Consider the following 18,102-nt stretch of genomic DNA (forward strand, 5'->3'; position numbering starts at 1 on the left):
TCGCACATCCCAGAACACAGCACGTCCAGAACACAGCACGTCCCAGAACACCTGAAGGAGAGCACGTGAGCGGCAAGGGCGCACCCGAACTGTCCGTACGCAACTGCGGAGACCTCCGTGTCGCGGTGGTCGCGGCACAGTGGCACGAGAAGGTGATGGACGGACTCGTCGACGGCGCCCTGCGCGCCCTGCACGAGCTCGGCATCGACGAGCCGACGCTGCTGCGCGTCCCCGGCAGCTTCGAACTGCCCGTGGTGGCCAAGGTGCTCGCGGGCCGCGGCTACGATGCCATCGTCGCGCTCGGCGTCGTCATCAGGGGCGGCACCCCGCACTTCGAGTACGTGTGCCAGGGTGTCACCAACGGCCTCACCCAGGTCACCGTCGACACCGGCGTACCCGTCGGATTCGGCGTGCTGACCTGCGACACCGAGGAGCAGGCCCTGGACCGGGCCGGCCTCGAAGGGTCGAACGAGGACAAGGGCCATGAAGCGGTCACCGCCGCCGTGGCCACCGCGGCCACGCTGCGCACGGTCAGCGAACCCTGGCGCTGAGCGACCGGAACCCACCCCTTACCCTAAGAAGCATCATGGCGAACAAACCCTCCAAGAGCTTCGAAGAGCTCTTCACCGAGCTCCAGCTCAAGGCCGCCAACGGCGACCCCTCCACCTCCCGCACCGCCGAGCTGGTGGACAAGGGCGTGCATGCCATCGGCAAGAAGGTCGTCGAGGAAGCCGCCGAAGTCTGGATGGCCGCCGAGTACGAGGGCAAGGAAGCCGCCGCCGAGGAGATCTCGCAGCTGCTGTACCACGTCCAGGTGATGATGGTCGCGCGCGGGATCTCCCTCGACGACGTCTACGCCCACCTCTGAGCACGCCCTCCAGCACATCTCTCCCGTACGAAAAGGAAGCTGACCTCATGCTGCGCATCGCCGTCCCCAACAAGGGTTCACTGTCCGGACCTGCGTCGGCGATGCTCCATGAGGCCGGCTACCGGATGCGCAAGGAGTCGAAGGAACTCGTCCTCGTCGACCCCGTCAACCAGGTCGAGTTCTTCTACCTGCGCCCCAAGGACATCGCGATCTACGTGTCCGCGGGCAAGCTCGACATCGGCATCACCGGCGAGGACCTCCTGATCGACTCCGGCGCCGAGGCCGAGGTGATCCTGCCGCTCGGCTTCGCCCGCTCCACCTTCCGCTTCGCCGCCAAGCCCGGCACCGTCTCGGGCATCGAGGACCTGGCCGGCAAGACGATCGCCACCTCCTACGAGGGCATCGTCGCCAAGCACCTGGCCGAGGCCGGTGTGGACGCCTCCGTGGTGCACCTCGACGGCGCCGTGGAGACCGCGATCGAGCTGGGCGTCGCCCAGGTCATCGCCGACGTCGTGGAGACCGGCACCTCGCTGCGCAACGCGGGCCTGGAGGTCTTCGGCGACCCGATCATGAAGTCCGAGGCGGCCGTGATCCGCCGCACCGGCGCCGAGGACAACGCCAAGGTCCAGCAGTTCCTGCGCCGCCTCCAGGGCGTCCTGGTCGCCCGCAGCTACGTGATGATGGACTACGACTGCCGCGCCGAGCACCTGGAGCGGGCGGTCGCGCTCACGCCGGGCCTGGAGTCGCCGACGATCTCCCCGCTGCACAACGAGGGCTGGGTCGCCGTACGCTCCATGGTCCCCGCCAAGGACTCCCAGCGGGTCATGGACGACCTGTACGAGCTGGGCGCCCGCGCCATCCTCACCACGGCCATCCACGCCTGCCGCCTCTGACCCGCGCACGGCGCCGAGCGGCGCCGCCGACGACAGCGACGAAGACGACCGCGACGAAAGCGAACGACACCGTGTCCGCCCCCGTGCCCCAACCCCCCGTCCTGCCGGTCACGTTCAGGCCGACCGTGACCCGGGCCGTCCTGCTGATCAGCGCCGCCGCCATGTTCGTCGCCATGACGGTGATGTCGCTGCTCCTGGAGACCCTGAGCGGGGGCGAGCGGGGCAGTTTCATCCTGATGGCGGCCCTGTTCGCCGGGGTGCTCGTGCTGCTCAGCCGGCCCAAGGTGGTCGCCGACGACGCGGGCGTCACCGTGGTCAACCTCACCGCGCGGCGCCGGCTCGCCTGGCCGGAGATCCTCCGGGTGAACCTGCGCCCCGGCGACCCCTGGGTCTTCCTCGACCTCTCCGACGGCACCAGCCTGCCCGCCCTCGGCATCCAGCCCGGCAGCGGCAAGGCCCGCGCCATCCGGGACGCCAAGGCACTGCGCGCGCTCGCCGAGAGCCACGGCAGCCGCGGCACCGGCCCCGATTCACCCGGCTCGGCTCACGACAACGGCTGAGCCCCTTGCCCCACCTGGCACCATCTTGATTACCCTGATGTCGGTGGCGCCGAGTGCGCCCCGCCCCGCACAAGGGCCAGCTTCATCGGCCGCGGGGCACCAGCGACCCGAGGAGTGACTCCCTCCAGCAATGGACGGATCGTCCGGTAGTACCTGCGCCGCCCCCTCCCAGGAGGCGGCGGCATGACCATCACACTCGTGCTGCTCTTCGCGGCATTCCTTCTGATCCTCGCCAACGGCTTCTTCGTCGCGGCCGAGTTCGGCCTGGTCACCGTCGACCGGCCGGACGCCGAACGGGCGGCGGCCGAGGGCGACCGCAGGGCCCGCACCGTGGTGCGCGCCCTGCGCGAGCTGTCCTTCCAGCTCTCGGGCACCCAGCTCGGCATCACCATCACCTCGCTCGTGGTCGGCATGCTCGCCGAGCCCGCGCTCGCCGACCTGCTCGACGGGCCCATCGGCGCCACCGGGCTCCCGGCCGGCGCGGTCTCCGGCATCAGCGTCGTGCTCGGCATGCTGCTCGCCGCCGCCGTCCAGATGGTGATCGGCGAACTCGTGCCGAAGAACTGGGCGGTCTCCAAGCCGCTCCAGGTGGCCCGTTTCGTGGCCGGGCCGCAGGACCGCTTCTCGCGGCTCTTCCGCCCGCTCATCTCGCTGCTCAACACCGTCGCCAACCGGCTGGTGCGGGCGCTCGGCGTGGAGCCCGCCGACGAGCTGGCCTCGGCCCGCACACCCGGCGAGCTCGTCTCCCTGGTCCGGCACTCGGCCAGGGCCGGCGCCCTTGAGCAGGACACCGCCGACCTCTTCGTACGGACCCTCTCGCTCGGCCACCTCACGGCCGAGAACGTGATGACCCCGCGCGTCAAGGTCAGCGCCCTGCAGACCACCGCCACCGCCGCCGACGTCCTCAACCTCACGCGCGCCACCGGCCTCTCGCGCTTCCCGGTCTACCGGGAGCGCATCGACGAGGTCGTCGGCATGGTCCACCTCAAGGACGCGCTCGCGGTGCGGCCCCCCGAGCGGCTGCGCACCGCGGTCGGCCTGATCGCGGTGCCGCCGCTGCTCGTCCCGGAGACGCTGCCCGTGCAGCAGCTCCTGGAGCGGCTGCGCAGCGAACAGCCGATAGCCGTGGTCGTGGACGAGTACGGCGGCACGGCCGGCGTCGTCACCCTGGAGGACATCGTCGAGGAGCTCGTCGGCGAGGTCCGCGACGAGCACGACGGCGCGGACGCCGCCCGGCCCGAGCTCGCCGTGGTGGCGGGCGAGGACGGCAGGCCCGCCTGGGAGGCCGACGGCAGCTGCCGGGTCCTCTCGCTGGGCCGGATAGGCCTGGAGGCGCCCGAGGGCCCCTACGAGACCGTCGCCGGCCTGGTCGCCGACCTCCTCGGCCGCATCCCGGTCCCCGGCGACCGGGTCGAGCTGCCCGGCTGGCGCATCCAGGTCCGCCAGGTCGAGCGGTACCGGGCCGAGCGGGTCCGCTTCGTGCGGACGGCCGACGCACCGGTGGCGGAGGCGGTCCGATGAGCCTGCTCCAACTCCTGTTCGCGCTGCTGCTCGTGCTCGCCAACGGCTTCTTCGTCGGAGCCGAGTTCGCGCTCGTCTCCGTGCGCCGCAGCCAGATCGAACCGCTGGCCGCCTCCTCCGCGCGGGCCCGCCAGGTGCTGCACGGCCTGGAGAACCTGCCGCAGATGATGGCCGCCGCCCAATTCGGCATCACCGTCTGCTCGTTGACGCTCGGCGCGGTCGCCGAGCCGACCGTGGCCCGGCTCCTGGAGCCCGTCTTCCAGGCGGCCCGGCTCCCCGAGGGCCTCGTCCACCCGCTGGGCTATGTGATCGCACTCGCCCTGGTGGTCTCGCTGCACCTCGTCATCGGCGAGATGGTCCCGAAGAACATGGCCATGGCCGCGCCCGAGCGCACCGCGCTCTGGTTCAGCCCGGGCCTGGTCGCCTTCGCCCGGGTCTGCAAGCCCGTGACGATCGCGCTCGGCGCCTGTGCGCGGCTCATCCTGAAGCTGTTCCGGGTCGAGCCCAAGGACGAGGTGGAGGCCGTCTTCACCAGCGTCCAGCTCGGCCGCCTCGTCGAGGACTCCGGCCAGGCCGGGCTGCTGGAACCCGGGGCCCAGGAACGCCTGGAGGACGCCCTGGAGCTGGGCAGCCGCCCGGTCACCGACGTCCTGCTCGACCGGGCGTCCCTGGTCACGGTCGGCTGCTCGGTGACACCCCGGGAACTGGAGGAGCTGACGGTACGCACCGGATACTCCCGCTTCCCGGTGTGCGCGGAGGGCGGCGCCTTCATGGGCTTCCTGCACGTCAAGGACGTGCTCGACGTGGAGGAGCAGGGGCGCGCGGTACCGCAGCAGCTGTGGCGGCCGCTCGCCACCCTGCGGGCCGAACTGCCCCTGGACGACGCCCTCACCGTGATGCGCCGCGCGGCCACCCACCTCGCCCAGGTCGCGGACGGCTCCGGGCGGGTGCTCGGCCTGGTCGCCCTGGAGGACGTCCTGGAGAAGCTCGTCGGCGAGGTCCGGGACCCGGCCCACCGCGACGAGCCGCCCCCGCTGGCCCGGCTCGCCGAGCCCCGCGGCGAACAGGCCCAGCAGGCGCTGGCCGGATAGCTCCGGACAGCTACAGAGGTTCCTGAGGGTCGCGGCGCGAGGGGCCGCGACCCGACAGGACCTCCCCGTACGCCTGCATCAGATCGGGCAGGCGCAGGGTGGAGAGGTCGTCGCGGGTCGGGGTCGTCGGATACATCGACAGCCTCAAGTCCCGGTAGGCGCAGCTCTTTTCGTACAGGGTGCGCAGAAAGCGCCCGTTGCCCAGCTCGTCGATCCAGCCCTGGTCGACGACGTGCCCGCTGATCGAGCGCAGCTCGTCCAGGGCCTCCTCGTCCCACGCGTCCCCGTTCTCGGCCGCCAGCACCTCGCCGATCGAGGTCAGCTCCAGCGGGCGGTAGGAGGGGAAGTCGACGCGGCTGGTGAAGCGCGAGGACAGGCCCGGGTTGGTGGCGAGCAGGCGGTCCATGCCCTCGGGGTATCCGGCGAGGATCACCACCAGGTGGTCCCGGTTGTCCTCGGCACGCTTCAGCAGCACCTGGAGCGCCTCGTCGCCGTAGGCGTCGCCCTTGCTGTAACCGGAGTTGGAGAGCGAGTACGCCTCGTCCACGAAGAGCACGCCGCCGAGCGCCGAGTCGATCAGCTCGTTGGCCTTGACGGCCGTCTGGCCGAGGAACTCGCCCACCAGATCGGCCCGTTGGGCCTCCACGAGGTGGTCGCCGCCGAGCAGACCGAGCGCGTAGAAGACCCGGCCCAGGATGCGGGCGACGGTGGTCTTGCCGGTGCCGGAGGGGCCCGAGAAGACAAAGTGACGTTTCGGCGGCTGGACGGGAAGCCCCTGACTCGCCCGGAGCCGCGCCATGTTGAGCTGTGCGGACAGCGCCTTCACCTGACGCTTGACCGGTTCGAGGCCCACCATCCGCTCCAGCTCGGCGAGGGCCTCCGAAAGGAGCACGGGGTCGGTGGGGCCGGCCGGGAACTGCGGGGGAGCGGGCTGCGCGGGAACGCCGGGCTTGTCCCGGACGCCGTCGCGCACGCCCCCCGCGGGACCGGCGAGCGGCGACTGCGCCTCACCGCCGAGCCGCAGCTCGCGGCCGTCGGAGGCGTCGAGCCCGAGGGCGGATTCGGCCTCGGCCTCCACGGTGTCGCCGAAGCCGGACAGGGCGACCGCGGCGAGGTCGGGGGACTCGTCCGCCCCCTCGTACCCGTCGTTCTCGGTGATCGCGGTCAGCCGTGCCGCGGTGTCCATGAACGCCGGGTCGACACGGTGCACGGCCCGGTACAGGGGCAGCGCGGCGGCCGAGCGGCCGGTGCCCTCGTGGGCGCGGGCCAGCCAGTAGCGCAGCTCCTTGCGCTGGGGCTGTTCGCTGCGGCAGCGCATCAGCGCGGCCGAAAGCAGCGGTTCGGCCTGCCCGAACATCTCCAGGCGGACCCGGGCCATCCCGCCGAACAGGCCGGCCTCGATGCCGAGCAGCGGGTCGTCGACCAACGGCTCGGTGTGGCGCACCAGTTGCTCCCAGTCCTTGACCAGATAGGCCCGGCAGGCGTGCAGGAAGCGCACCTGAGGATCGGCGTCCACGGGCGGCAGCCCCGCCAACGCCCGGTCCAGTTCCGGGACATGACGTCCGTCCAGCCAGTGGGAGGCGTGCGCGAGCAGCAGATCGCGCGGGCTCTCGAGCACCGGCTGAACCCACCAGCCGAGCCAGTACCAGGAGTTGAAGGTCCTGCGGTGTCCGGCACGCTGTTCGCCGAAGCGTTCGCGATGGCGGTACATGCGCAGCAGGGCGGTCGTGGTGTCCACGCGCAGGGCGTGCAGTCCCAACCAGCCGTCCGCCATCGAGGGGTCGAGCCGCACCGCGGTGCGGAACTCCTCCTCGGCCTGCGGATACGCGCCCATCGTGTACGCGTCCACCCCGCGCAGCCAAGCGAGATCGGCCGGGGCGTGTACCCCCGGAGTGCCGAAGTCCATCACGTCCCCCACCACCGTGCCCCGTGCTGAACCGCCCATTCGCACAACGGAATTGACGGGAGTTGACCGCACCGATGTGCATCGTACCTGCGGGAAGGCCCGCTGCCGAAGGGGGCGGGAGGGGAGCTCGGATGGTGACCCAGGGTGAGTGAAACGCCCTGCGTGACGGGCTCAGAAGGGAGGAAAGGGCAGAACGAAGCCCCCGATCACGGGGGAACAACCGGGGGCTTCGCGTCCGCGGCGGCTCCGAAAAGCCGCACATTGAGAACGTAAGACCTGTATGGCCCCTGGGTCAAGCGGAGTTGAAGCACTCCGGGGGCTGTTTTGCGACTGTTCCGGGCGGTGGGGTGAGCTCGTCACGTTCGGTGAGCGAACGGCTCGTACGGGCAGCCGAATCAAGTCCCGGCAGCCACTCGTACCCCTTCTGCACCTGACGTACCAACGCGCCCGCGAAGGGTCGGGACGGGTCCTCGGCGAAATGGCGCATCTCCGCCTCCGTCCAGTCGTCCCAGAAGGCGGAGAGTCCGATTCCGTCGCGCTCCCGGCCCCGCGCCCAGGAGGCCGGGGCGTCCAGCTCCATCCAGATCAGCAGGGCGAGCCGGGGGCGCAGTGCCCGGCGCCCGGCGCCGACGCCCTCGACGATCACCACCGGCGCGGGCTCCAGGGAACGCGGGGCTCCGAAGCGCCGCAGCTCCCAGTCGTACGGGTCGTACCGGGCCGGCTCGCCGTGCAGGAACGGGTCGAGCACCTGGCGGTCCAGCCGGTCGGGCCAGCCGAAGAACTCCTCGTGCGTGGCCAGGTCGTCCAGGTGCAGCACCGGCGCCCCGCCCAGCGCCCCGGCCAGGCGGCCGGCGAACGTGGACTTCCCCGAGCCCGCGTGCCCGTCCACCCCGACCAGCCGCACCGGCCCGCAGGACGGCGGCAACTCCCTTACCAACGCTGCCAGTTCAGCCGCGGTGGGGTCGGTAGCGGGCGTGCTCGTCATCGCGTCCTGCCTGGTGGTTCCGGGCGGGCCCGGGCCGGGGCGATGCCGGGCGGGCTCCGGAGGAGAGGGGACCTCGACGGTACCCGGTCCGGGGGAGCGGGGCGCGCGGGTGGCAGGCCGCGGGCGCCTCGGGGGCCGACCGGTGGCCACGCGGAAGCCGACCAGCTCATGCCAGTGGTCGAGACCAAGGGGTCCAGACCCATATTGGCGCCGGGGCGCGCGCCGAATCACTGGCCGAGGGTGCCCCCGACCCGGGATAGTGGGCCCGCTGTCGTGCACTCACCCCATCCGTGACCGACCGGGGGTCCTCACCGTGACAAGCCCCACCTCCCGCAGAACCGTCCTCGCCGCGGCCGTCGCCGTCGCGGCCGGCGCCGTCACCGCGTCCGCGGGACCGGCGGCCGCGTCCGGCGGCGCCGCCCGACCGAAGCAGGGCCAGCAGCTCGTGGACAACCAGGCCTGGACCTCGGGCGCCGACTGGCGCTCCGGCGCCGCCCACGGCGTGCGCGTCGAGACCGGCCGGCGCCCCGGCATCGTCATCGCGCGGCCCGCCGGAACGAGCTCCTACACCGACCCGCACACCCAGAAGACCGCCACCTGGGAGTACGCGAGCTGGACCTCGCCGGTGCACCGCTCCACCGTCCCCGCCACCGAGGCCGTCGCCCACTGGAACGCCCACACCCCGCCCGGCACCTGGATCCAGGTCGAGCTGCTCGGCACCTACACCGACGGCACCGCCACACCGGCGTACGTGATGGGCCGCTGGACGGCGGGCGACGGCGACACGGACATCCGGCGCACCTCGGTCGACGGCCAGGGCGACGGGAAGAGCTCCATCTCGACGGACACCTTCGCCATCGACACCCCGGCGGGCGGCCTGCGCCTGGCCTCCTACCGGCTGCGGGTCACGCTCTACCGGACGCCGGGCAGCCGGCTCACGCCGACCGTGTGGCGGCTGGGCGCGATGGCGTCGGACATCCCCGACCGGTTCACCGTGGACGCCTCGACACCGGGCTACGCGGGCGAGCTGGCGGTGCCGAGCTACTCGCAGGAGATCCACAAGGGCCAGTACCCCCAGTACGACAACGGCGGCGAGGCCTGGTGCAGCCCCACCTCCTCGCAGATGATCATCGAGTACTGGGGGCGCCGCCCGAGCGCCGCGGACCTCGCCTGGGTGGACCCGTCCTACGCCGACCCCCAGGTCTGCCAGGCGGCCCGCGGGACGTACGACTACCAGTACCAGGGCTGCGGCAACTGGCCCTTCAACGCTGCCTACGCCGCCACCTACCGGGACCTGAGCGCGGTGGTGACCCGGCTGGGCTCGCTGAACGACGTGGAGAGGCTGGTCCGCGCCGGCATTCCGGCCATAACGTCCCAGTCGTTCCTCGCGACCGAACTGACCGGCGCGGGCTACGGCACCTCGGGACACCTGATGACCGTGACCGGTTTCACCGCGGACGGCGACGTCATCGCCCACGACCCGGCATCGCCCGGCGACGCGGCCGTGCGGCGCGTCTACAAGCGGCACGAATTCGAGACCATCTGGCTGCGGACCAAGCGCTACAACGCGAGCGGAAACGTGTCCTCGGGCACAGGGGGCATCTGCTACCTGTACTGGCCCGCGTCCCCGACAGCCGGTCAGCGCAAGGCCCTCGCGGCCGTCGGCATCCGCTGAGCGGCCCTTCGCGCCCCGGGTGCAGTGACGAACGTCTCTACCCCGGGGCGCCGTTCCGATGGCACGGTGGACGGGTCACCGGGGGGACCGTGCACCGCCACACGAACGAGTGAGCCCATGACCCTGCCTGCCACCACCCTCGACGATCCCCGAGCCCGGGCCGAGCTGCGAGCCCGCACCGGCGGCCCCAAGGACACCGGCCCCAAGGTCCTCGAACACGTCCTGGGCTGGACCCTCGTGGTGGTCATCGCCATGCTGGTCACGCAGACGGGCCTGCTGTAGCCGGAGCCGCCCCGGCTAGGACGTCGGCTCCAGGTCGAGGTCGGCCTTCCAGTGCCGACGCGGGACGCCGACGAGCCCGTAGAGCAGTCGCACCGGTGAGCGCCGGGCCAGCAGCACGGCGCCCGCGAGGGCGGCGAAGAGCACCAGACCCAGTGGCCACCCGAGCAGCCGCACCAGCGCGCTCGCGGCCACGGCCCCGACGAACGGCAGCCCGTAGACCCCGGCCGCCGCGACGGCCACCGCGAGCACCCGGGGCACCTTGCGGTCCTCGTCCGCGCCCGGCAGCTCCCAGCCCTCCATCAGCCAGCCGATCTCGGTGATCAGCATCGTGCCGATCACGGCGGCCCCGAGGACGAGCAGCGCGAGGAACGTTCCCGACGTCAGGAAGTGCAGCAGGTCGTTGACCACGCTGTCCTTCGGCCAGTCCCGCAGCGCGGTCCGGTTCGTGGTGAGCAGGCGGCGGTAGCCGGTCCCGTCCCAGCCGTGGATCAGCACCCCGAACAGCAGGAAGTGGCCGCCCACGCTCTGCAGGTACGCCCAGTAGCCGGCCCCCACGAGCACCAGCGTCTGCGCCACGAGGAAGCCGAGCACGATCGCGACGACCGTGCCGCCCGCGTAGAAGAGCACGAACCCGGCCCAGATCCCGCCGTGGCCCCCGGCCACCTGCATGGTCGCCCACGACGGGTTCTGCCACAGCATGAACAGGCCGGTGGGCACCAGGAGCAAGGCCGCGAAGAGCACGGTCAGCATCAGATACGGGTTGGCCGCGCGGCTGCGGGTGCGCACCCCCTCCTGGTACACCGACCGCTGCCACCACTGGAGTTGACGCGCCGCCGAGAGGGCGAAGGTCGCGCCGGTCGCGTACGCCCAGAAGAGGGCGGCCTGGATCTGGATCACGATGCCCCCAGGGTCAGGCCGTTCGCGACGATCGAGTCCGAGGTGACCAGGGCCTGTTCGGCCGACACATCGGTCATGAAGACGAACGGCGGCACGATCGGCGGCACCGGCAGGGTGTTGGGGTCGAAGGTGACGCAGATCAGCCCTTCGAGGCAGCCGCTGAACTTGGAGAGGTAGAGCGTCACGTTCCCGCTCAGGTCCAACGAGGAGGCCCCCAGGGCGAGTTCGTCGTGTCCGTCGCGGGTGTTGAGGCGGTAGTCGGTGAGCGAGGCCGAGGTCATCCTGAGCACCATCACCTTGAGGGGGCCGTGCGCGGTCGGCACCGTCGTCACCCCGGCGAGCAGGAAGCCGTGGGGCGAGAAGCGGGTCGTGGTGACCGTGGGCGGCACCGCCGGGGCGGTGATCCCCCCGGCCTGCGGGACCGCGGCCGGACGCCCGCCGAGCGTGACGAGCAGGGCCAGCGGCAGGGCGGCCGCGAGCGTGCGCTGGGTGCGGACGTCCGGCACCCGCGAATCCGGCCGCTCCTTCGGCGTCCAGCCGAACCCCATCGCGCTGCCCGTGATGCCGAGCGCCATCCCGATCAGGAACCCGCCCAGGTTGGTGGCCGCGAAGGAGAGCACCGACAGGATCAGCGCGTTGATGGACACGTAGTGCCGGGTGTGTGGCAGGAACCAGAGGAAGAGGCCGGCCGCGACGAGCGCGAGCCCGATGCCGATCGCCGCAATGCCGCCGAGCCCCAGACTGACCAGGATGGTCAGCGGCGACAGCGGCACCACGAGCAGTTCGACGCCGCCGAGCAGGAGGAAGAGTCCCGCCCAGAACGGCCGGGTCCGTCGCCAGCCGCGCAGCACCCGGCGGGCCTCGGGCAGCGGGAGTCGCTCGTCGAGCCACGGATGCCGCACCCGCTCAAGACCTCCGCCCGGCACGGGCCCGCCCCGGGGGGAGCGGCGCCCTTCGCCGATGCGGAACCCCGTCCCCTCGCCGGTGCGGGGTCCCCCACCCCGGCCGGTCCGGGCGCCGGGGGCGGACCCGGCGCGGGAACCGGCGCCCTCGCCCGGGGCACCGGCCCCGCCCGGCCGCGGGCCGCCCTGGACCCGGACCGGCGGCCGGGGCGTGGGGGTGGTCGCGCCGGTGCGGGGGAGCCGGAGCAGCCCGAGTCGTCTCAGAAGCACTTCTTGCCGCCGATGCTCACATCGACCTTCATCCCCTTCAGCCGGAAGTTGCCGCCGGTCGCCGACCAGGCGTGCGACCTCACACCGTTCACCTCGATGTCCCCGGCCTGCAGGCCGAACTTGCCCGCCTGGCCCTGAACTCCCTTGACGGCGTCCAGAGTCGATGCGTCGCGGCCGATCTCCGCGGTGCCGAACCGGGCGTCGCCGACCAGGTCCTCACCGTCGATGACGAGGTTGCTGGCGGTCACTTGGCCCGCGTCGCCGCCGGCCGTCAGCTTGAACACCACCGTGCCGACCGGGGTGCTCACCTCGGCGGACTGGCAGATGTCGCTGAGCGTGGCGTCCCCGATGCCGAGCAGGGCCACCGGGTGGCCCTTGCCGTCGACGGACCGGTCGGTCTGTACGTACGAGGAGAGCCCCGAGCTGGTCAGCTTCCCCGAGGAGACCTGAAAACTGGTCCCGGAGACCGCGAAGGACGCCGCGAGCGCGCCCTCCGCCATCACATTGGCCATGATCCCGACCGCGACCACCGCGGGCAGGGCGATGACCGCCGTCTTCTTCCAGGCTGTTCTGCCTTCGGCCAACGGCCGTCCGGCTGCGCTCACTTGATCCTCCCGTACGATCCGGCGAACCCTCGAAGGGCGGTGCAGGGGGAGTGCGAATGCAGGTCTGCCATACTGCGGGCATCCTGTGGCAGTTGGAGACTAGGGCCGAATTTGAATAATAGTCAACAGGGCGGTACGACCGAGAGATCCCAGGTCCGTCGCTCCGAACTCATCGCAACAGGGCGGAAGTTGTTCGCCGACACCTCCTACGACGCACTGTCGATGGACGACATCGCCAAGCAGGCCGGGGTGGCCAAGGGGCTGATCTACTACTACTTCAAGTCCAAGCGGGGCTACTACCTGGCCATCGTCGAGGATTCCGTCGCCGACCTGGTGTCCCGCGCGGGCAGCGACACCGATCTGCCCCGCGCCGAGCGGGTCCACCGCACCATCGACGGCTACCTCCGCTATGCCGAGCACCACCAGGCGGCGTACCGGACGATCGTCACGGGCGGGGTCGGCTTCGACACCCAGGTGCAGGCCATCCGGGACGCGGTGCGCGAGGAACTCATCGCCACCATCGCCGAGGGCGCCTACGGAACCCGGGAGATCCCGGTCCTGGCCCGGCTCGCGCTGCTCGGGTGGCTGGGCAGCGTGGAGAGCGTCACCCTGGACTGGCTGGGCGAGCTGCGGCCGCCCCGCGACACCGTGCGCGAGCTGCTGGTACGGATGCTGCGGCGCACCCTGGACACCATCGAGGAGTTCGAGCCGTCCTGCCCCTCGCCGGAACCGCCCGAACCGTCTTGGCTGCCGGGACCGCCCGGGGCATGACGAAGGGGCGGTGGCCGCCACGGCCCCGCCCCTTCGGCCCAACTCCCGTACTAGCTGATCGACTTGATGAGCTCACCGTTGGTGGTGTCGCCGCTCAGCTCCCACAGGAAGGTTCCGCCGAGACCCTGGTTGTTCTTGTAGGTCATCTTCCCGGCGATGGTGGACGGGGTGTCGTAGCTCCACCAGTTGTTGCCGCAGTACGCGTACGCCGTCCCCGCGACCGTGCCGTTGGCCGGGCACTTGGTCTTGAGCACCTTGTAGTCCTCGATGCCCTGCTCGTACGTGCCCGCCGCCGGGCCCGTCGCGGTGCCGCCCGGCGCCTTCTGGGTCACGCCGGTCCAGCCGCGCCCGTAGAAGCCGATGCCCAGCAGCAGCTTGCTCGACGGGATGCCGAGGCCCTTCAGCTTCGTGATCGCCGCGTCGGTGTTGAAGCCCTGCGTGGGGATGCCGCTGTAGGAGGTCAGCGGCGAGTGCGGGGCCGTCGGGCCCTGGGCGGCCCAGGCGCCGAAGAAGTCGTACGTCATCGGGTTGAACCAGTCGACGTAACCGGCCGCGCCCGCGTAGTCGGTGGCGTCCATCTTGCCGTTCGCCGAGGCATCTGCGGTGATGGCTGCGGTGACCAGGCTGGAGCCGCCGAACTTCGAACGCAGGGCCGCCAGAAGGTTCTTGAAGGCCTCGCGTCCGCTGGTGTCGCAGGACAGACCGCAGGCGTTGGGGTACTCCCAGTCGATGTCGATGCCGTCGAAGACATCGGCCCAGCGCGGGTCCTTGACCAGGCTGTAGCAGGAGGAGGCGAACGCGGCCGGGTTCTTCGCGGCCTCGGCGAAGCCGCCCGACCAGGTCCAACCGCCGAACGACCAGAGGACCTTGAGGCCCGGGTGCTTCTTCTTGAGCTCGCGCAGCTGGTTGATGCTGCCCGCGACCGGCTGGTCCCAGGTGTCGGCGGTGCCGTCCACACTGGAGGACGCGTCGTACGTCTTCTGGTAGTCGGCGTAGGCGTCGCCGATGGCGCACTTGCCGCCGGTGACATTGCCGAACGCGTAGTTGATGTGGGTCAGCTTCGCGGCCGAGCCGGAGGTCTCGATGTTCTTGACGTGGTAATTGCGCTGGTAGACGCCCCAGTCGGTGAAGTATCCGACGACCTTGGAGCCGGCCGCCGCGGCCTGCGGGGCGGGGGCGGGGGCCTTCTCGGGGGCGGCGGTGGCGCTGCCCGCGCCGGCGAGCAGGGTGACGCCGAGGGCGGCGGTACACGCGGCCGCGATCAGGGACTTGAACCGGGGAAGTGGGGGACGGGGTCCGGGCATCGTGTTCTCCTCGTGGGGAGGGGAGAGTGGGGGACGCGCACTGGTGCTGCTTGCACTGCTTTGACATGAACGCACTAAGGCGTCGAAGGGAACGCTAGAAGGACTAGACCAGTGCGGTCAATGGTTCGGACCAATTCCGGAGTGCCGAATTCCAACGGCCCGTTGAAGCCGGACCGGGGGAAATCGTGATCTTGGAGCCAGTGACGGGACGCGTCCGATCGGGCATACTCACAGCGCCACGGCCGCCCGCCTGCTACTTCCGTGACCCGGGAGGGAAGGCAACAGTCGTAGAGCAGAGTCACCGGCGGCGCCGCCACACCCTGCGCGTGCGTCCGTCGTAGCGCCCGACAGGGAGGAGAGCGCGCCATGCCCGACCGTGCCCCACAGCCGGTGGAACGACAGCTGCCCACCGAAGAGGCCCGGGACCTTGTCGCGCTGGTGCGCGACATCGTCCAGCGGGAGATCGCGCCTCGGGCCGCCGAGCAGGAGGACGCCGGGCACTTCCCGCGCGAGATTTTCACCCTGCTCTCCGAATCCGGCCTCCTCGGCCTGCCGTACGACTCGGACTTCGGCGGCGGCGACCAGCCCTACGAGGTCTACCTCCAAGTGCTCGAAGAGCTCGCCGCGGCCCGCCTCACGGTCGGCCTCGGCGTGAGCGTCCACTCCCTCGCCTGCCACGCGCTCGCGGGCTACGGCACGAAGGAGCAGCAGTCCGAGCATCTGCCCGCCATGCTCGGCGGCGGCCTGCTGGGCGCGTACTGCCTCTCCGAGCCCGCCTCGGGCTCGGACGCGGCATCGCTGCGCACCAAGGCGGTGCGCGACGGTGGGGGCACCTCCCACTCAAGCGGAGCCGAGAGCGGGGGAGACTGGGTCATCACCGGCACCAAGGCGTGGATCACCCACGGCGGGATCGCGGACTTCTACACGGTCCTCGCCCGCACCGGCGGGGAAGGCGCCCGCGGCATCACGGCGTTCCTCGTCCCGGGCGACGCGGAGGGGCTCAGCGCCGCCGTCCCCGAGAAGAAGATGGGCATGAAGGGCTCGCCCACCGCCCAGCTCCACTTCGACGGCGTACGCGTACCCGACGCGCGCCGCATCGGCGAGGAGGGGCAGGGCTTCGCGATCGCCCTGTCCGCCCTCGACTCGGGGCGGCTCGGCATCGCGGCCTGCGCGATCGGTGTGGCCCAGGCCGCGCTCGACGAGGCGCTCGAATACGCCACCGGACGGCAGCAGTTCGGCCGTCCCATCGCCGACTTCCAGGGTCTGCGCTTCATGCTGGCGGACATGGCGACCCAGATCGAGGCGGGCCGCGCGCTGTACCTGGCCGCGGCGCGGCTGCGCGACGCGGGCCGCCCCTTCTCGCGCCAGGCCGCGATGGCCAAGCTGTTCTGCACGGACGCGGCGATGAAGGTGACCACGGACGCGGTCCAGGTCCTGGGCGGCTACGGCTACACGGCGGACTTCCCCGTCGAGCGGTTCATGCGCGAGGCGAAGGTGCTGCAGATCGTCGAGGGCACCAATCAGATCCAGCGGATGGTCATCGCCCGCCACCTCGCGGGTCCGGAGACCCGCTGACCCCGTGCCCCGGCCACACCGGGGCGGCCGCGATCCGGGCCCACTCCTGATCCCGCCGCCCCGGCAGGGTGCGGCCCCGGCTCGCCCAATGCCGCAGCAGGGCCTGGTAGATGGGCGGGTCGGTGGCCGGTGCGGGGGTGGCGACGCCGCCGCCCGTCACGAGCCTTCGCCGGCCTCGGCCGGGGGCGTTCGAATACAGCGAACTCATAGCCTGGCCAACGGGACGCGCCGGGCCGGGGTCACCCCCACCCGAATTCGCCCGTCCGTACGACCCCCCTCCGGGGCTCGACCCGAGCACCGCCCCGCCTCGGTCGACCACGCGGGTCGCGGGTGGCCCGCCTCTGCCGTCGGCCGCGAGCCGTGCGGCGCCGATAACGCCGGAACTCGCGCCCCCACCCCTTTTCGGCCTCGCACCGCTTGCGGTTGGTCGCGCAGTTCCCCGCGCCCCCAACCCCGTTTGTGTCCGCGGACCGTGCTCGCTTCTCGCGCAGTTCCCCGCGCCCCCAAAACCCGTTTTCGGCTGCGGGCCGTGCGTGGCTGGTCGCGCAGTTTCCCGCGCCCCTAAATGCCCGGTGCGGGCCAGCACCGGGCAACCTCAGCCTGTCATGGGGGTCCCCCCTGGCCCTTGAGGCCTTGGGGGAGTTTGAGGACGAGCGCCGTTCAGGCGCGAACGGGGGTGCAGGGGGCGGAGCCCCTTGCGGGGGTTCGAGGGGCGCAGCCCCTCAGGGGGTCTGGGGCGCAGCCCCAGGGGCCGGAACCAACCAACCCCGAGTCACGGGCGGGAGGGCGGGCAAACCCCCCCACCGCCCGGGGTATGGCGGCAGGCAAAGAGCTGACGTACCGTCAGGTGCCCCCGGACGCATGGAGGTTGCCGATGACCCAGGACCGCCCCGCCCCACTCGACGAGTACCCCATCCACCAGGCCCCCCTCTCGATGCGGCACGTCGCGACGGGCGACCGCAACGCCTACGACCGCTGCATCTTCCACGTCTTCGACCACCGCGGCCGAGCCCTGCTGATCGCCGGCCTCGGGGTCTACCCGAACACCGGGGTGATCGACGCCTACGCCACCCTCCGGGTGGGCGACCGGCTGCACGCCGTCCGCGCGTCCGACGCCCTCACGGACGACCGTATGAACCTGGCCGTCGGCCCCCTGCGGATCACCGTCGACGTCCCGCTGCGCCGCCTCGCACTCCACTGCGCTCCCGATCCGGACGACCCGAGTTCACTCTCGTACGACATCGTCTGGAACGCCGACTTCCCCGCCCTGTGGGAACCCCATCACGTGCAGCGCAGCGGCGGGCGGCTGACGCTGGAGGGGCGCCGGTTCGTGCAGGCGGGCCACTGCACCGGGGTGATCCGGGTGGGCGGCGAGGAGATGCCCGTCACGGCGGGGGAGTGGACCGGGACGCGCGACCGGAGTTGGGGGGTGCGGCCGATCCCCGGCGAGGAGCCCGGGCGCGGCGCGGAGTACCGGCCCGAGGGCTTCCACTGGCTGTGGGTGCCGGCCCGGTTCGACGACCGGTTCGTCATGGTCGTCGCCCAGGAGGACGCCGACGGATACCGCACGCTCAACGAGGCCGCGCTCGTGCGCGAGGGCCACCCCGACGCCCAACTCGGCTGGCCCCAGGCCGACATCACCTACCGCCCCGGCACCCGCCACCCCGAGCGCGCGGTCATCCACCTCACCGACCAGTCCCGCAAACCCCTCGAACTCGGCGTCGAGATCCTCGCCTCCTCACCGCTCGCGGTCGGCGCGGGATACCCGCCCGCCGACGGCTGGCAGCACGGCACCTGGCAGGGCCGGGACTGGACCGACCGGCAGGAATACGACCTGTCCGACCCGGCCGCCCACCCCATGGCCGCCTACGGCGTCACTGACCACGCGGCCCGCTTCACCCTCGACGGGCGGACCGGCTACGGGATCTTCGAGCACGGCAGCTTCGGCCGCCACGACCCCAGCGGCTTCACGGACTACGCCTCCGTCGCCCCCTGAC

Annotated in this window: 17 protein-coding genes; 11 read left to right on the top strand and 6 right to left on the bottom strand. The window is 71.7% G+C overall.

All coding sequences use genetic code 11. The annotated features are described in order from the left end of the window. Window positions 1–65 precede the first annotated feature (65 nt). The 6 genes from ribH to IE267_RS35645 all read left to right on the top strand — a co-directional run bounded on the left by ribH (window position 66) and on the right by IE267_RS35645 (window position 4,933). Window positions 66–551, top strand: coding sequence for a 6,7-dimethyl-8-ribityllumazine synthase (gene ribH, locus IE267_RS35620; RefSeq protein WP_100577331.1), 486 nt, complete (start codon window positions 66–68; stop codon window positions 549–551). A gap of 35 nt (window positions 552–586) precedes the next feature. Next, complete coding sequence (locus IE267_RS35625; protein ID WP_100577332.1) at window positions 587–868, top strand: phosphoribosyl-ATP diphosphatase; 282 nt, start codon at window positions 587–589, stop codon at window positions 866–868. Window positions 869–915: 47 nt separating this feature from the next. Further along, window positions 916–1,761 carry an ATP phosphoribosyltransferase gene (gene hisG, locus IE267_RS35630; RefSeq protein WP_161246687.1) on the top strand — a complete coding sequence of 282 codons (846 nt, stop codon included), beginning with the start codon at window positions 916–918 and terminating at the stop codon, window positions 1,759–1,761. A gap of 71 nt (window positions 1,762–1,832) precedes the next feature. Continuing rightward, complete coding sequence (locus tag IE267_RS35635; RefSeq protein WP_167155023.1) at window positions 1,833–2,321, top strand: PH domain-containing protein; 489 nt, start codon at window positions 1,833–1,835, stop codon at window positions 2,319–2,321. 183 nt (window positions 2,322–2,504) lie between these two features. Beyond that, entirely contained in the window at window positions 2,505–3,842 is a 1,338-nt protein-coding gene (locus IE267_RS35640; protein ID WP_161244671.1) for a hemolysin family protein, read from the top strand. Then, window positions 3,839–4,933, top strand: coding sequence for a hemolysin family protein (locus IE267_RS35645; protein ID WP_167155026.1), 1,095 nt, complete (start codon window positions 3,839–3,841; stop codon window positions 4,931–4,933). Before IE267_RS35640 ends, IE267_RS35645 begins: the two co-directional genes overlap by 4 nt. A 10-nt stretch (window positions 4,934–4,943) precedes the next feature. Here the strand turns inward: IE267_RS35645 and IE267_RS35650 are convergent, their stop codons facing one another. Beyond that, on the bottom strand, window positions 4,944–6,839 hold the full coding sequence (locus IE267_RS35650; protein WP_161244674.1) for an AAA family ATPase: 1,896 nt from the start codon (window positions 6,837–6,839) through the stop codon (window positions 4,944–4,946). 292 nt (window positions 6,840–7,131) lie between these two features. Further along, a complete protein-coding gene (locus IE267_RS35655) occupies window positions 7,132–7,824 on the bottom strand; it encodes a uridine kinase family protein (protein ID WP_189766068.1) in 693 nt (230 codons plus the stop codon). 313 nt (window positions 7,825–8,137) lie between these two features. On the opposite strand from IE267_RS35655, the gene IE267_RS35660 reads away from it, so the two are divergent. After that, the gene (locus IE267_RS35660) at window positions 8,138–9,499 is read left to right on the top strand and encodes a C39 family peptidase (RefSeq protein WP_189766069.1); all 1,362 of its coding nucleotides are present in this window, start codon (window positions 8,138–8,140) and stop codon (window positions 9,497–9,499) included. A gap of 117 nt (window positions 9,500–9,616) precedes the next feature. Continuing rightward, window positions 9,617–9,781, top strand: a complete 165-nt coding sequence (locus IE267_RS35665; RefSeq protein ID WP_161245538.1) for an SCO1431 family membrane protein — start codon at window positions 9,617–9,619, stop codon at window positions 9,779–9,781. A 15-nt stretch (window positions 9,782–9,796) separates the two neighbouring features. Here IE267_RS35665 and IE267_RS35670 read toward each other — a convergent pair whose 3' ends face one another. From IE267_RS35670 to IE267_RS35680, 3 genes are all read right to left on the bottom strand, one after another. Next, window positions 9,797–10,678: a hypothetical protein gene (locus tag IE267_RS35670; RefSeq protein ID WP_189766070.1), complete on the bottom strand. Its 882-nt coding sequence runs from the start codon at window positions 10,676–10,678 to the stop codon at window positions 9,797–9,799. Then, a complete protein-coding gene (locus IE267_RS35675; RefSeq protein WP_189766071.1) occupies window positions 10,675–11,580 on the bottom strand; it encodes a DUF6114 domain-containing protein in 906 nt (301 codons plus the stop codon). Before IE267_RS35675 ends, IE267_RS35670 begins: the two co-directional genes overlap by 4 nt. 260 nt (window positions 11,581–11,840) lie before the next feature. Further along, on the bottom strand, window positions 11,841–12,455 hold the full coding sequence (locus IE267_RS35680; RefSeq protein ID WP_161251467.1) for a DUF6230 family protein: 615 nt from the start codon (window positions 12,453–12,455) through the stop codon (window positions 11,841–11,843). 111 nt (window positions 12,456–12,566) lie between these two features. On the opposite strand from IE267_RS35680, the gene IE267_RS35685 reads away from it, so the two are divergent. Beyond that, a complete protein-coding gene (locus tag IE267_RS35685) occupies window positions 12,567–13,226 on the top strand; it encodes a TetR/AcrR family transcriptional regulator (RefSeq protein ID WP_167155038.1) in 660 nt (219 codons plus the stop codon). Between the two features lie 50 nt (window positions 13,227–13,276). Here IE267_RS35685 and IE267_RS35690 read toward each other — a convergent pair whose 3' ends face one another. Then, window positions 13,277–14,530 carry a glycoside hydrolase family 18 protein gene (locus tag IE267_RS35690; protein WP_189766072.1) on the bottom strand — a complete coding sequence of 418 codons (1,254 nt, stop codon included), beginning with the start codon at window positions 14,528–14,530 and terminating at the stop codon, window positions 13,277–13,279. Between the two features lie 366 nt (window positions 14,531–14,896). On the opposite strand from IE267_RS35690, the gene IE267_RS35695 reads away from it, so the two are divergent. Then, window positions 14,897–16,105, top strand: coding sequence for an acyl-CoA dehydrogenase family protein (locus IE267_RS35695; protein WP_167155045.1), 1,209 nt, complete (start codon window positions 14,897–14,899; stop codon window positions 16,103–16,105). Window positions 16,106–16,979: 874 nt separating this feature from the next. Then, entirely contained in the window at window positions 16,980–18,101 is a 1,122-nt protein-coding gene (locus IE267_RS35700; protein ID WP_189766073.1) for an Rv3169 family protein, read from the top strand. Window position 18,102 lies beyond the last annotated feature (1 nt).

This window comes from Streptomyces xanthochromogenes (assembly GCF_014650455.1).
GTDB classification, from domain to species: domain Bacteria; phylum Actinomycetota; class Actinomycetes; order Streptomycetales; family Streptomycetaceae; genus Streptomyces; species Streptomyces xanthochromogenes.

Bases quoted from the DNA above. Each gene is read 5' to 3' on its own strand.
- IE267_RS35625 (WP_100577332.1), top strand. From the start codon at position 587: ATGGCGAACAAACCCTCCAAGAGCTTCGAAGAGCTCTTCACCGAGCTC.
- hisG (WP_161246687.1), top strand. From the start codon at position 916: ATGCTGCGCATCGCCGTCCCCAACAAGGGTTCACTGTCCGGACCTGCG.
- IE267_RS35640 (WP_161244671.1), top strand. From the start codon at position 2,505: ATGACCATCACACTCGTGCTGCTCTTCGCGGCATTCCTTCTGATCCTC.
- IE267_RS35645 (WP_167155026.1), top strand. From the start codon at position 3,839: ATGAGCCTGCTCCAACTCCTGTTCGCGCTGCTGCTCGTGCTCGCCAAC.
- IE267_RS35650 (WP_161244674.1), bottom strand. From the start codon at position 6,839: ATGGACTTCGGCACTCCGGGGGTACACGCCCCGGCCGATCTCGCTTGG.
- IE267_RS35655 (WP_189766068.1), bottom strand. From the start codon at position 7,824: ATGACGAGCACGCCCGCTACCGACCCCACCGCGGCTGAACTGGCAGCG.
- IE267_RS35665 (WP_161245538.1), top strand. From the start codon at position 9,617: ATGACCCTGCCTGCCACCACCCTCGACGATCCCCGAGCCCGGGCCGAG.
- IE267_RS35690 (WP_189766072.1), bottom strand. From the start codon at position 14,530: ATGCCCGGACCCCGTCCCCCACTTCCCCGGTTCAAGTCCCTGATCGCG.
- IE267_RS35695 (WP_167155045.1), top strand. From the start codon at position 14,897: ATGCCCGACCGTGCCCCACAGCCGGTGGAACGACAGCTGCCCACCGAA.
- IE267_RS35700 (WP_189766073.1), top strand. From the start codon at position 16,980: ATGACCCAGGACCGCCCCGCCCCACTCGACGAGTACCCCATCCACCAG.